Raw genomic sequence first — 13,792 nt, 5'->3', positions numbered from 1 at the left:
AAGCTGACGCAAGACATGCGTCAGTATTTAGCGATAAATAAAAGAAAACCCCATGTGATTCATGAGGTTTATCAGTATATATAAGGAGCTAAATACGTTCCTTTTTATGAATTATGTTAATGGTTTTTCAACCATTAAATTACTCTTTTGCTTCGTGAGCATCCGCATTTTCGCGGCAATCGCCATCAGCACAGTGACCATATAGGTACAAGCTGTGGTTAGAGAGTTTAATACCATGGCGTGCAGCAATATTGGTCTGACGTTCTTCAATGGATTTATCAGAGAATTCGATAACTTTACCACAATCTAAACAAATCAGATGATCGTGGTGGTGCTGTTGAGTCAGTTCAAAAACGGATTTACCGCCTTCAAAGTTATGACGTGTGACAATGCCAGCATCATCAAATTGGTTCAATACGCGGTATACCGTAGCCAGACCGATCTCTTCGCCCATATCAATGAGTTTTTTATAGAGATCTTCCGCACTGACGTGATGGCACTCAGGCTCCTGAAGTACTTCCAATATCTTTAATCTTGGAAGAGTGACTTTGAGTCCAGCATTCTTCAATGCTTTGTTGTTGTCTGTCATGCGGGTTTGTCCTGTATCTTAAATCATAAATTTAACAATAATGAGACATTTTTAACATAAGCTCAGTTGTCATCGAAACTGATTTACAATTATAGGCATGGAAATAAAAAATAGAAACCATGCTCTGTCTCATTATTATAATAGTTTCATTTTATTTCTATCGTCAGCTTAGCCCAAAATTTCGGCTAGAGACATCTCTTCTGAAATTTGTTGTACCCATGCATCAACGCGTTCTTCAGTCAGCTCAGGCTGGCGGTCTTCATCAATAGCAAGGCCGATAAAGTGATTATCATCTGCCATACCTTTAGACACTTCAAAATGGTAGCCATCTGTAGGCCAATGACCGACAATGACAGCGCCACGTGGTTCAATAATATCGCGAATGGTCCCCATTGCATCACAGAAGTATTCTGCGTAGTCTTCTTGGTCACCACAGCCAAATAGCGCGACAAGTTTGCCATCAAAATCAATTTCTTCGAGGGTTGGGAAAAAGTCATCCCAATCACATTGAGCTTCGCCGTAATACCAAGTTGGGATACCGAGAAGTAGAATATCGAATGCTTCAATATCTTCTTTGCTGCATTTAGCAATATCATGAACTTCCGCGTTCTCACTGCCTAATCTCTTTTGGATCATCTTGGCAATATTTTCTGTATTACCAGTGTCACTACCGAAGAAAATGCCTATGACTGCCATAAAGTGAATAACCTCTTGTTTTTCCAATCTGGTTTGTTCAAGCCAGATAGGGCTAAATTTGAACTAAAATAACGAGAATTTTGGCCCTATTTTGGCGAAAAAGCGTGAATAAATCTGTCGAATTTGTGTGATTTAGAAGAGGAAATCATTCACTAGAAGGCTCGTAGACCAGTGCTAGTTGTGACATCAACATTTCTTCTATTAGCTCACTACGGCTCATGTTTTTTTCATCAGCCAATTGATTCAATATGGCCACTGCATCTTCATTGAGTTTTAATTCGACGCGGCGTAGTCCTTTGACCTTATCACGCTTAAGTTGGTTTCGTTTGTTAATTCTTAATTGTTCATCCCGCGATAGCGGACTTGTTTTAGGTCGCCCAGGCCTGCGTTCCTCAGCGAACAAATCAAGGGTAGTGCGATCAGTTTGTTCTTTTGCCATATTTTTTTAATGCTAAAGGGCGTGTACCAATAATCCAGCGCGCAATGATACCCTAGCTGACTCCCTTGTACCATAGCGTATATGGAGCGAAAGTTATTGATAGTAAAAAAAAGAATGATTTGCTTGAAAAAGCACCAATCTAGATTCTATTGGTGCTAATTAAGCACAATTTACTGGGTCTGCTGCCGCCACAGATGGGCATAAACGCCATTTTTCTGTAGTAAATTTGGGTGGGTATCGATTTCGGCAATTTCGCCATTGCGAATAACACAAATCCTATCGGCATACTGAATCGTGTTTAAGCGATGTGCGATACTGATGACTGTCCTTCCTTTAGTAATAAGTGGCATATTCTTCATGATTGCGGCCTCTGAGTCATAATCTAACGCCGATGTGGCTTCATCAAGGATCAGAATATCGGGTTTTGTTAACAGTGCTCTAGCGAGTGCGATACGTTGACGTTGTCCCCCTGATAGATTAAGCCCGCGTTCAGACACAGGATAATTAAAATTATCGGGTAGTGACATGATAAAATCATAGGCACCGGCGAGAGTGGCAGCTTCAATCACCTCTTCATGGCTCGCTTGGGGGTGACTCAAACGAATGTTTTCCTCAATAGTACCGACAAATAGCTGGCTTTCTTGTAGTACTACACTCATGCGACGTCGCAACGCGATGGTATCACTGACAGCTAGGTCCATACCGTCAACGATAACTTGTCCCTGTTGCGGAATATATAACCGTTGTAGCAGTTTGGTTAAGGTACTTTTTCCAGACCCCGATGGTCCTGTAATACCAATAAACTCGCCCGCTTTAATGGTTAACGTTAGGTTACATAGCACCTCAGGTGTTTCTGGGTGATAACGAAAGCGAATATTATGGAAATCAATATTGCCTTGTATAGAAGCACTACTGGTAATCCCTTTTCTTTCATTTTCAATCGGCTCATCAAGGATGTCCCCTACACGACGAAGCGATATGATGGTATGTTGAAAATCTTGCCAAATTTGAGCTAAGCGCAGTACTGGTTGAGTGACATGAGCACTTAACATATTGTAAGCGACTAATTCACCCGCAGTCATTCCACCACTCATCACTTCTTTTACTCCGATCCAAAGTAACAAAGCGGTGGTGATTTTACTGACGAGCGTCATTAATTGTGTTGCCACTATACTCCGTAAAGTCACTTTGAAACCTTGAATAAGCTGTTTACTGAGCCGTTTTTGCCAGCGGCGATAGACGTATTTTTCGGTCGCGGTGGTTTTTATGGTTTCAATGCCAGTCATTGCCTCAGTCAAGAAAGTGAGACTATTTTCATCTGCTTGATAGGATTTTTCAGTGTGTAGACGAATGATTGGGCCGAGTATCATCCATAGAATACAAAAGAGTGCTAAAGACCCCATTAAGATCCATGACATGACAACACTGTAAGAAAATAAAACAGCCATAAAGAGAATGACAAATACTAGGTCGATAAATAACATTAATGTTGACCCCGTTAAAAACTGGCGAATGCGTGTCATTTCTCTTATACGAGCAATAATTTTTCCTGTTGGGCGCTGTTTAAAATAGTCGAGAGGTAACGCCATTAAATGGCGATATAACTTACCTGATAACTCAGCGCTAATCTGTGTACTGGTATAACTAAAAATTTTATTACGCAAAAAACTATAAATAGGTTCAGCGAATGCTAAACCTACAATTCCTATGGCCAACACCTGTAAGCTATTTAAGCTGCGTCCGACTAAAACTTTATCGATAACATTTTGAAAAAACAACGGGTTAATTAAAGCAAAAATTTGCACAATTGCAGCCAAAATAAAGACATTTTTTAATTGCGACCGTTGTCTAAGTATTGAAGGGATAAACCAACTAATACCAAACGTTGTTTTTTTCTCTGTTTCAAATTGTTCTTTTATGAGTAAGAGTGTTAGGTTTTCAGGATAAGCTGAATGACGTTCATGCCAATGAATGAATTCATTATTAATTGGATTAATTAAAATTAATTCATTCGATTTATCTTTGGACAGAATTCTCCAAAATCCATTTAAATAAATAAGGGCTGGTAATGGCACATCATGGATATTGGAGGTATCTAATAGGGTGATTTCAGTTTCATAGCCTATAATATGTGCACATTCTCTGAGCTCCCAATCTGTGGGGGAAGGCGCATGCATACCAATTGCATGCATCAACTGATCTTTTGTGACATTTTTTTGGTAATAATTTGCAATCCATACCAGAGCCTCTAGACCTGAGTTATTTTCAATTCCGTTCATGGATTATTTTTCCCTCATGGCAGTGGTCGTATATTCTTGGATTGGGCTTAACAAATAATCGATAATACGCCGTTTTTCGGTTTTTATTTCTGTCGTTACAGAGAGACCCGGTGTTAATTCAATTTTCTCGCCTTCAACAAATAAATTTTTCTTCTTTAACGCAATTTGTCCTAAAAAGACTAAGCCTAATTGTTCATCTTGAGTGCTATCTCTAGAGATAGAAACGACTTCTCCTTCAATCGTGCCATAGCGAGTGTAGGGAAAGGCATCGATTTTAACCGTTACATTTTGGCCTTCTCGAATAAAGCCAATATCTTTATTGAGAATTTTTACCTCGGCCAGCTGAACATCTTTGTTGGGGACTATTACCATCAGTTGCTGAGTAGGTTGTAGTACCGCGCCAAGTGTATAGGTAGCCAATTGTTGTACGGTACCATCCACTGGTGAACGAACGATCTTTAACTGTTCTCTTTCTTGATGTTTTAGTAATTCTTGCTCAGCAGAATCCTGTTTAAACTCTGCTTGTCGATATTTTTCATACCATTCTTGTCTTTTTTGTGTTTGTAACCGATGACGTTTTTCTTGTAATGAATCATATTGGTTATTGAGAATGGTTAGTTCTGACAGTTTTGCGGTTTTTTCTTTTTTAGCCATTAACAGTTCTTTTTCGTGTTCTAAAAATTCCTTTTGGCTAATCAGGTGTTTCTTGCTTAACATCCGGTGTGCATCAAGACGTTTTTGGATATTATTTAATAGTGCATTCACATCTTTTAACTCATGCGTTCTTGCGGAATAATGGGTACGATTAAGAGCCATTTCATTTTCGGTTTCTTTAATTAATGCGTCATACTCATTTTTTAAATTTTGATAGCTTTTTAAAACGCGCTGCTGCTCAGGGGCTAATAATTGACTAAATTCATGAGCGAATTTGGGATGAGTTTCTTCTAACAATGCATGATGTACTAATTTTTCAATTTTTTGAAAACTAATTTGATAGTTGAGAGTGAGGATATCTTGGCTTACCCCTAACACATTGACTCTTAATAAAGGGTCGCCTTGTTTAACTGTTTGGCCATTAGTCACATAAATATGTTGTAAACGACTCAACTCAAAAGCTTGAATAAATTGCGTATGACCTGAAACCACGAGTTTACCTTGTGCTGTGGCTTGAATATCCAATTTACCGATATATGACCAAACAATGGCTAATAAAATACCGATACTGATGGTTATGGCTGTTATTAATGCAAGGTATGACGGTGGGTTTTTTAATAAAGCCAAATGGGACGGTAAAAAATGATGATACCGAGTGTTCGCTGATCCTAATTTCATTGGGTTAACATCCATGTAATTATTTAAAAGATTGTTGTAGTGTCCACAAATGCTTATAAAATTGGCCTTGCTCAATGAGCTGTTGATGACTACCTTGCTCGACAATTTTACCTTTTTGCATAACGATAATGCGTTGATGATGACGAATGGTAGAGAGACGATGAGCAATCGTAATAAGGGTTCTACCTTGAGCAATAAGCTGCATATTTTCCTGTATAACGGCTTGAGACTCATCATCTAATGCGCTTGTTGCTTCATCAAAAATAATAATTTTAGGATTCGCTAGCAGTGTTCGTGCTATCGCTATTCGCTGCCTTTGCCCGCCCGATAATGAGGCGCCACCTTCAGCTAATAAAGTGTCATACCCCATGGGCAGTTTTAAAATAAATTCATGGGCGCCGGCCATTTTAGCTGCATGGATCACTTCATCCATGGATGCGTTGGGATAAGTCTGGGCGATATTATCGAAAACAGTCTGGTTAAAAAGAAAGTTTTCTTGTAAAACGATACCGATTTGTTTTCTTAAAGAGTGTATGTTCAGCGATGATATTGGCGTATCATCTAAAAAGATCTCGCCTTTTTCTGGGGTATATAGCCGCAGTAATAAGCGTGCTAAGGTGCTTTTTCCCGAACCTGATGTGCCGACGATACCTAATGTTTCACCTGAACGAATGGCTAAATTAAAATTATCAAGAATATAAGCTTGATCAGGTTGATAACGGAAAGAAATATTACGTAAATAAATATTGCCGTTTAATTGATTATTATCGCGACCTTGTATTTGCTCGATCGGTAAATTAATCATTTGTGCGAGTTTTTCAATAGCCACTTTGGTTCTAATATAATCTCCCCAAAGCTTAACTAATTTCAGTAATGGTTGGCTTGCGTGATTAACCATTAGATGAAAAGCAATAAACTGTCCGATAGTCAGCTGTAATGCCAGCACTTCTGTTGCTCCAAGCCATAAAATAATGGCGCTGGTTAATTTTTCAATGACCATCACAATATATTCGGAACGAGAAGCGATTTGGCCAGCAGTGAAAGAAGTCTGGCTCATATCAGAAGTTTGTTGATCCCAACGGCGCGTAAAATGAGGTTCAATAGACAGGCTTTTAGCGGTCTCAATACCATTAATACTTTCTGTTAAAAACGAAGTGTTTATCGCTATGTTGGTAAATTGTTCATGTGCCGCAGCTTCAATTTTAGGCGTTAGCCACCAAGCAATTAATAGATAAAAAGGAATAGAACAGAGAAAAACCAGCGTGAGCGTCAGAGACAATACACTCATGACATATATAAAGACAAATAAGAAGAGAATATCGACACAAAGTGTAAAAAAGCTTCCTGTTAAAAACTCACGTATAGTTTCTAGTTCTTTAACTCTTGTGACAATAGCGCCGATTTGACGATTTTTGAAAAAAGAAAGGGGGAGGTGTAGCAAATGATTAACTAGCTTTAATCCTAAAGTGATATCGATTCGATTTACAGTATGGTTATAGATATATTCTCTCAACCCTTTGAGAGTCACCTCCATCATGGCGGCGACAATCAGACCAAAGATAAGAACATCTAGGGTCATCATACTATTATGAACTAAAACTTTATCCATAATGACTTGGATCATAAGAGGGCTGATCAAAGCAAGTATTTGCAACATAAATGAAAATAATAAAATACATGCAATAATTTTTTTATGTTTTAAAAACTCAGTTCGAAACCATGTAATATCAAATTGACTTTGCTTGGATTTAACGTGTAGCCATTTCCCACTCCATTTTTGCTTGAACTCCGCTAAGCTCCAAAGTTCCGGTGGATAATGACCAAATCGTTGAATAAGAACTTTTTCATGATTGAAATTAGCTAATAAATAAGCGGTGTCATCATGGTCGTAAATAATAGAGGGCGTATCTATTTTTTCAATGTTTTTGTTTTTTTGATTTTTATATTGAACGGTGACATGAACCTTTTTTTTAATGACGTGTAATGCCTCATTGAGATCTTTGGTATTATCAATGAGTTGATTAAACGCTTCCTGATTCATCCCATGAGTTAATCTTATTATCACACCAATAAAATGTAGTATTGATTGAGTATTATTATTGTCCATTATATCTGTGAACATTCCTTTGTTTTATTGCTGGTTGTAAAAATACATAACATCTATTTATCATCAAAATTGATGATAAAATAATTATTAATAGCAATAGATTGAGTTGAATAAATAGCTTGTCCAAAGATAATACAGAAATAATAATTATCAGTGTATTAAAGTTTGTCTTATATATTTTTATTTCGGGGATATTGATAATGAAGGGTTATTTATTCCCTTCATTATCAATGAAGCCTGAATTTATTCGTATTCAGGCAATGAGAGAAAACGATGAATGGCTCTTAGCACATGATCGGGTTTTTCAGCGTGAACCCAATGTCCAGCATCCGCAACCACCCAAGCTTTCGCATTAGGAAATTGTGCTGCAATTTGCTCGCGGTATTCCGCCTGAACATAAGGAGAGTTGCCACCGGGAATTAACAACACTGGTTTATCCCAGGTTGGTACAGTTTTCCAACCTATGATGGATTCATAATCATCTTTGATGGCAGGAAGGTTAAATTTCCATTCACCCTGACGGAATGATTTGAGTAAAAACTGAATCACACTGTCTTCATCAAGATATTCACGCATAATGGCTGTGGCTTCTTGGCGGTTTTTAGCTCCGTTTCGGAGAACGGCTTCAAGGGCGGCGATAATCGTATCATGGCGACGAACCTGATAAGCAACAGGAGCCATGTCAATGGCGATAACTTTCTCAACAAAATCAGGCGCGATTTCTGTTGCGGCCATGGAAATTTTCCCTCCCATTGAATGACCTATCAGTATGGCGCTGTTATAGCCGAGGGATTGTAATAATGTAATGACATCTTGGGCCATTTGACGATATTCCATGGTATCTGCACGAAATGAATCGCCATGGTTTCTGACATCAACTTGGATAGTCTCAAAATATTTTTGTAAATCGCGACCTAACACGCCGAGATTATGCAAATCACCAAATAGGCCGTGAATAAGAACAACGGGGGTCGATGAGATTGGAGCTTCAGGTTTATGAATGGTATGGTTTAGCAGGGTAGTCATAATTTATTAATCAGCCTTTTAATCCTATATAAAGATATGATGACATGTACGCTATCAAAAACCAAATTGGCTGATTAATTCATCTATGCTATCAATAAAAGAATAAACATAACATAAAGGAATTGATTTAGTTATCTATGTATTTTTTTCTTAATTAAACACAAAATAATCAATCAGGTGATAACTTACTGAAATATCGCTGAAGTTAGCGAGCTGTTTACTTTAAGTTATTGAAATTTTAATTGTTTTGTTTTTTTGAAATCTATCTTATAATCGCAAAGCAAATTTTAGTTAAAAAAGTACTGGGAAAAAATGAAAACGATAGAAGTTGATGAAGAGCTTTACCGCTATATAGCCAGCCATACACTGCATATCGGTGAAAGTGCATCGGATATTTTGCGCCGTATGTTAAATTTAAAGTCCGGTCAGCCAGTACAAGCCACCAAAGAACTCGGCAATGAACAACTGCCACAAACGGTTGTTGAAGAGACAAAGAAAACAACGATTACGCCGCAAAATCCAGTTAGGGTCATGAGAGAACTTCTGCTTTCTGATGCGTATGCAGAAAAAGGCAAAGCCATAGACCGTTTTATGCTAATTTTATCGACACTCTATAGCTTAGATGCGACTATCTTTGCTAATGCCACAGAGTCAATGCATGGTCGTACCCGCGTGTATTTTGCTGGCGATGAGCAAACACTGCTAGCCGCAGGCAAGCAGTCAAAACCTCGCCATATCCCAGGAACGCCATTCTGGGTAATCACCAATACAAATACCAATCGCAAACGTAGCATGGTTGAAGCCATCATGCAGGAGATGCAGTTCCCTGCCAATGTGATTGAGAAAGTTTGTAATACTATCTAATCTAAAAATTGAGGCATCGCTGGTGCTATGACCAAGGACCAGCGCATTGGGAGATAACAAGTGACAATTCATGAACGTGCAGGGCAGCTTCCATTTCAAACAGATTTGATTAATGTTGCACAACTAACCGCTCAATATTATCAATTGCAACCACAAGTCGGTAATCCTGAGCACGCTGTCAAGTTTGGCACGTCAGGGCATCGAGGTAGTGCCAGTAGAAAGAATTTTAATGAAAATCATATTCTTGCTATTGCTCAAGCGATTGCAGAGTTACGCCAACAGCAAGGTCTAACTGGCCCATGTTTTGTTGGTAAAGATACTCACGCGTTGTCTGAAGCTGCATTTATTTCTGTTATTGAAGTGTTAACTGCAAATCAGGTTAACGTTGTTATCCAAGCAGATAATGGTTTTACCCCAACGCCTGCCATATCTCATGCCATCCTTAGTTATAACCAGTCCCATCAAGATGTCGCCGATGGCATTGTGATTACCCCTTCACATAATCCCCCTGAAGATGGCGGTATTAAATATAACCCATCAAATGGGGGACCCGCGGATACCGATTTAACGTCAGTTATTGAAAAGAGAGCGAATCAATTATTGGCAGAAAAATTGGCTGGCGTGAAACGTATTTCTTTTGAAGAGGCTCTCGCCAGCGATTATGTGACAGAAAAAGATTTAGTGATGCCGTATGTCGCAGCACTCGGTGACGTCATTGATATGCAAGCGATTCAAAAAGCGGGCTTGAAATTAGGCGTGGATCCGCTTGGTGGCTCAGGTATCGAATATTGGCGAAAAATTGCGGAATATTATCAATTAGACCTAGAACTGGTTAACGATCAGTTAGATCAAACCTTCCGCTTTATGCCTCTCGATCATGATGGCGTGATCCGTATGGACTGTTCGTCACGTTGGGCGATGGCGGGGTTGCTAGGGATGAAAGAGAAGTTTGATTTAGCCTTTGCTAATGATCCCGATTATGACCGCCATGGTATTGTGACCCCAGCAGGCTTAATGAATCCAAACCACTACCTTGCTGTCGCGATCGATTATCTATTCCAGCATCGTCCTCAATGGCGAAAAGAGGTTGCTGTCGGTAAAACGCTGGTATCCAGTGCCATGATTGACCGTGTTGTTGCTGATAACGGTCGTGAGCTCGTGGAAGTTCCGGTTGGTTTTAAATGGTTTGTTGATGGACTCTTTAGCGGGTCATTAGGATTTGGGGGTGAAGAGAGCGCGGGTGCCTCTTTCCTAAAATTTGATGGTACGCCATGGTCCACAGATAAAGACGGCATTATTTTGTGTTTGTTAGCGGCTGAAATCACGGCAGTAACGGGGGAAAATCCTCAGCAGCGCTATAATAAATTAGCTGAAAAATTTGGCGCGCCAATCTATAGCCGTATCCAAGCTAAAGCCACTCATGCGCAAAAAGCGAAGTTAAGCAAATTATCACCTGAAATGGTCACCGCAGATTCTTTAGCGGGTGATAAAATTATTCAACGATTAACAACGGCTCCTGGTAATGGCGCTTCTATTGGCGGATTAAAAGTCATTACAGAGCATGGTTGGTTTGCTGCACGTCCATCAGGAACGGAAGAGGCTTATAAAATCTATTGTGAAAGCTTCCGTGGTGAAGAACATTTGCGTCAAATAGAGCAAGAAGCAATAGAAATTGTCAATAAAGTGATTGCTTAGTCACTCAGTTATTCACTGAAAAATATTTAAATCCCGATTATGGCCAACGAGCGATAATCGGGATTTTATTTTTTTTTAGCCTGCGATTGCTTGATAATATTGTGACGGTATTTGTTGTGACGCGATTAACAAAATTCCGCTCTTTTTTTACCTTTCATTCGCCTCATTCTATTTCTGCCTAACCCGACAATAACCGTTGCAGCCAGCGACGGGGGATGATACAACCATAGTCACTGAATTAATTTAACAAACATTGTTGAAATTGAAGATAGGGTGAAATCAATGAGTCAGGTTTATAATTTCAGTGCGGGTCCTGCAATGCTACCCGTCGAGGTCATGCGTCGTGCTGAACAGGAGTTTTGTAACTGGAAAGGTTTGGGCGTTTCTGTCATGGAAGTTAGCCACCGCGGTAAAGATTTTATTGCTGTGGCAGAAGAAGCAGAGCAAAATCTACGTGATCTGTTAAATATCCCACAAAATTATAAAGTGTTATTTTGCCATGGGGGTGCCCGCGGTCATTTTGCGGCATTGCCGATGAATCTATTAGGCGATAAATCCACCGCTGACTATATTGTTGGTGGATATTGGGCCGAATCAGCAGCAGAAGAAGCACAAAAATACTGCTCACCTAATATTATTCAAGTAAAACAAGAAAAAGACGGTGTTTTAGGTATTAAACCGATGAGTGAATGGCAATTAAGCCAAGAGGCAGCTTATGTTCACTACTGCCCTAATGAAACCATTGATGGTCTCGCTATTCATGAAGAACCTGATTTCCCTAAAGATAAAGTCATTATTGCAGATTATTCATCATCCATTCTTTCTAAACCTATCGATATTAGCCGTTACGGGGTTGTTTACGCTGGTGCACAGAAAAATATTGGTCCTGCCGGCTTAACAATTGTGATTATTCGTGAAGATTTACTCGGTAAAGCAGCAAAACAAACACCTTCCGTGCTGGATTATACGGTGCTGGCTAAATATGACTCTATGTTTAATACACCGCCTACCTTTGCTTGGTACTTATCAGGCATGGTTTTCAAATGGTTAAAAGAACAGGGCGGCCTGCAAGAGATGGCAAAACGTAACTATGAAAAATCCCAGTTACTGTATAACGCAATCGATGACAGTGAGTTTTATATCAACCGAGTCGCGGTGGAAAATCGTTCGTGGATGAACGTGCCTTTCCAAATGCAAAACCCTGCACTGGATGAAAAATTCCTTGAGGAAGCAAAAGCACAAGGCCTATTGTCACTCAAAGGGCACCGTGTTTCTGGTGGTATGCGTGCATCAATCTATAATGCAATGCCATTAGCTGGGGTCCAAGCTCTTGTTGACTTTATGGCTGACTTTGAACGTCGCCACGCGTAATCGATTTCCCGACCTAAGCATTGAATGTTAGGTCGGGTTTTACTCTCTTCTATTTTGAAAACGATAATAAATTATTAGGAAAACAGTATTGGAGAACCCGCGCTTTATGCAATCCCTGACATTACAACCTATCTCTTCAATCAACGGAACGATCAACCTGCCAGGGTCTAAAAGTGTATCGAACCGAGCGCTTTTATTAGCGGCAATGGCTAACGGCACAACGGTGCTGACAAACTTATTAGACAGTGATGATATTCGCCATATGCTGAATGCATTAAGCCAATTAGGTATTGATTATCAATTGTCTGAAGATAAAACCCGTTGCAGTGTTAAAGGTCTTGGCGGCATTCTGTGTCACCCAGAACAATTAGATATTTTTCTAGGCAATGCGGGTACGGCAATGCGTCCTTTAACGGCAGTACTCTCGTTAGCCGCGAATAACATTATTCTAACCGGCGAGCCTCGCATGAAAGAGCGCCCAATTGGGCATCTAGTTGATGCTTTACGTGAAGGCGGGGCCGTTATTGAATATTTAGAACAAGAGAATTATCCCCCCATTCGTTTACAAGGTGGTTTTTCTGGTGGCGCAATATCGGTGGATGGTTCGGTTTCCAGCCAATTTTTAACCGCGCTTCTCATGGCAGCGCCCTTGGCGAAGAAAGATACCGTCATTACGATTTCAGGTGATTTGGTTTCAAAACCTTATATTGATATTACACTTGCATTGATGGATACATTCGGTGTCAAAGTAGAAAATCATCAATACCAGCAATTTATTATTCAGGGACAACAGCAGTATCAATCACCGGGTGAATATTTGGTTGAAGGTGATGCTTCGTCCGCTTCTTATTTCCTCGCCGCAGCGGCAATTAAAGGGGGAACAGTAAGGGTGACAGGTATTGGCCGTAATAGCCTACAGGGTGATACTAAATTTGCCAATGTACTGGAAAAAATGGGAGCGACAATCCGTTGGGGGGATGACTTTGTTGAGTGTGAACGAGGGACTCTTAGCGGCATTGATATGGATATGAATGCTATCCCCGATGCGGCAATGACAATTGGTACCGTCGCCTTATTTGCGAAAGGGGAAACCGTGATCCGCAATATTTACAACTGGCGTGTAAAAGAAACTGACAGGTTGTATGCAATGGCGACAGAATTACGAAAAGTCGGTGCTGAAGTTGAAGAAGGATATGATTTTATTCGTATTGTTCCTCCAGCACAATTGCAGCATGCGGAAATTGAAACGTACAACGATCATCGAATTGCAATGTGTTTTTCACTGGTGGCTCTATCCGATACACCAGTGACAATTCTTGATCCTGGCTGTACAGCAAAAACATTCCCTGATTATTTCCAACAGCTGGCACGTTTGAGTTAAATTTTAATCAATC

11 protein-coding genes are annotated in these 13,792 nt (G+C 39.8%); 4 read left to right on the top strand and 7 right to left on the bottom strand.

Annotated elements, in window-relative coordinates; genetic code table 11:
* Positions 1–139: 139 nt before the first annotated feature.
* The 7 genes from fur to G3341_RS14185 form a co-directional block, all read right to left on the bottom strand.
* Positions 140–589, bottom strand: a complete 450-nt coding sequence (gene fur, locus G3341_RS14215) for a ferric iron uptake transcriptional regulator (protein ID WP_154624615.1) — start codon at positions 587–589, stop codon at positions 140–142.
* A gap of 168 nt (positions 590–757) precedes the next feature.
* Complete coding sequence (gene fldA / locus G3341_RS14210) at positions 758–1,285, bottom strand: flavodoxin FldA (RefSeq protein ID WP_154624616.1); 528 nt, start codon at positions 1,283–1,285, stop codon at positions 758–760.
* A gap of 145 nt (positions 1,286–1,430) precedes the next feature.
* Complete coding sequence (gene ybfE / locus G3341_RS14205; RefSeq protein WP_163862643.1) at positions 1,431–1,724, bottom strand: LexA regulated protein; 294 nt, start codon at positions 1,722–1,724, stop codon at positions 1,431–1,433.
* Positions 1,725–1,894: 170 nt separating this feature from the next.
* A complete protein-coding gene (locus G3341_RS14200) occupies positions 1,895–4,003 on the bottom strand; it encodes a type I secretion system permease/ATPase (protein WP_163862640.1) in 2,109 nt (702 codons plus the stop codon).
* Between the two features lie 3 nt (positions 4,004–4,006).
* Positions 4,007–5,335: an HlyD family type I secretion periplasmic adaptor subunit gene (locus G3341_RS14195; protein WP_163862637.1), complete on the bottom strand. Its 1,329-nt coding sequence runs from the start codon at positions 5,333–5,335 to the stop codon at positions 4,007–4,009.
* 19 nt (positions 5,336–5,354) lie between these two features.
* Entirely contained in the window at positions 5,355–7,442 is a 2,088-nt protein-coding gene (locus G3341_RS14190) for a peptidase domain-containing ABC transporter (protein WP_163862635.1), read from the bottom strand.
* 243 nt (positions 7,443–7,685) lie between these two features.
* Positions 7,686–8,468, bottom strand: coding sequence for an alpha/beta fold hydrolase (locus tag G3341_RS14185; protein ID WP_154624621.1), 783 nt, complete (start codon positions 8,466–8,468; stop codon positions 7,686–7,688).
* A 312-nt stretch (positions 8,469–8,780) separates the two neighbouring features.
* On the opposite strand from G3341_RS14185, the gene seqA reads away from it, so the two are divergent.
* The 4 genes from seqA (at position 8,781) to aroA (ending at position 13,779) form a co-directional block, all read left to right on the top strand.
* Positions 8,781–9,332: a replication initiation negative regulator SeqA gene (seqA, locus tag G3341_RS14180; protein WP_154624622.1), complete on the top strand. Its 552-nt coding sequence runs from the start codon at positions 8,781–8,783 to the stop codon at positions 9,330–9,332.
* Between the two features lie 60 nt (positions 9,333–9,392).
* Positions 9,393–11,027, top strand: coding sequence for a phosphoglucomutase (alpha-D-glucose-1,6-bisphosphate-dependent) (gene pgm, locus G3341_RS14175; protein ID WP_163862632.1), 1,635 nt, complete (start codon positions 9,393–9,395; stop codon positions 11,025–11,027).
* Between the two features lie 282 nt (positions 11,028–11,309).
* Complete coding sequence (gene serC / locus G3341_RS14170) at positions 11,310–12,398, top strand: 3-phosphoserine/phosphohydroxythreonine transaminase (protein ID WP_154624623.1); 1,089 nt, start codon at positions 11,310–11,312, stop codon at positions 12,396–12,398.
* Positions 12,399–12,504: 106 nt separating this feature from the next.
* A complete protein-coding gene (gene aroA, locus G3341_RS14165) occupies positions 12,505–13,779 on the top strand; it encodes a 3-phosphoshikimate 1-carboxyvinyltransferase (RefSeq protein ID WP_163863630.1) in 1,275 nt (424 codons plus the stop codon).
* Positions 13,780–13,792 lie beyond the last annotated feature (13 nt).

The organism is Providencia vermicola, from assembly GCF_010748935.1.
GTDB classification, from domain to species: Bacteria; Pseudomonadota; Gammaproteobacteria; order Enterobacterales; family Enterobacteriaceae; genus Providencia; species Providencia zhejiangensis.
This window is presented reverse-complemented; position numbering and strand designations above follow the sequence as displayed.

Excerpts from the sequence above, each read along its gene's own strand:
- fur (WP_154624615.1), bottom strand. The coding sequence starts at position 589 with ATGACAGACAACAACAAAGCATTGAAGAATGCTGGACTCAAAGTCACT.
- fldA (WP_154624616.1), bottom strand. The coding sequence starts at position 1,285 with ATGGCAGTCATAGGCATTTTCTTCGGTAGTGACACTGGTAATACAGAA.
- ybfE (WP_163862643.1), bottom strand. The coding sequence starts at position 1,724 with ATGGCAAAAGAACAAACTGATCGCACTACCCTTGATTTGTTCGCTGAG.
- G3341_RS14200 (WP_163862640.1), bottom strand. The coding sequence starts at position 4,003 with ATGAACGGAATTGAAAATAACTCAGGTCTAGAGGCTCTGGTATGGATT.
- G3341_RS14195 (WP_163862637.1), bottom strand. The coding sequence starts at position 5,335 with ATGAAATTAGGATCAGCGAACACTCGGTATCATCATTTTTTACCGTCC.
- G3341_RS14190 (WP_163862635.1), bottom strand. The coding sequence starts at position 7,442 with ATGGACAATAATAATACTCAATCAATACTACATTTTATTGGTGTGATA.
- G3341_RS14185 (WP_154624621.1), bottom strand. The coding sequence starts at position 8,468 with ATGACTACCCTGCTAAACCATACCATTCATAAACCTGAAGCTCCAATC.
- seqA (WP_154624622.1), top strand. The coding sequence starts at position 8,781 with ATGAAAACGATAGAAGTTGATGAAGAGCTTTACCGCTATATAGCCAGC.
- serC (WP_154624623.1), top strand. The coding sequence starts at position 11,310 with ATGAGTCAGGTTTATAATTTCAGTGCGGGTCCTGCAATGCTACCCGTC.
- aroA (WP_163863630.1), top strand. The coding sequence starts at position 12,505 with ATGCAATCCCTGACATTACAACCTATCTCTTCAATCAACGGAACGATC.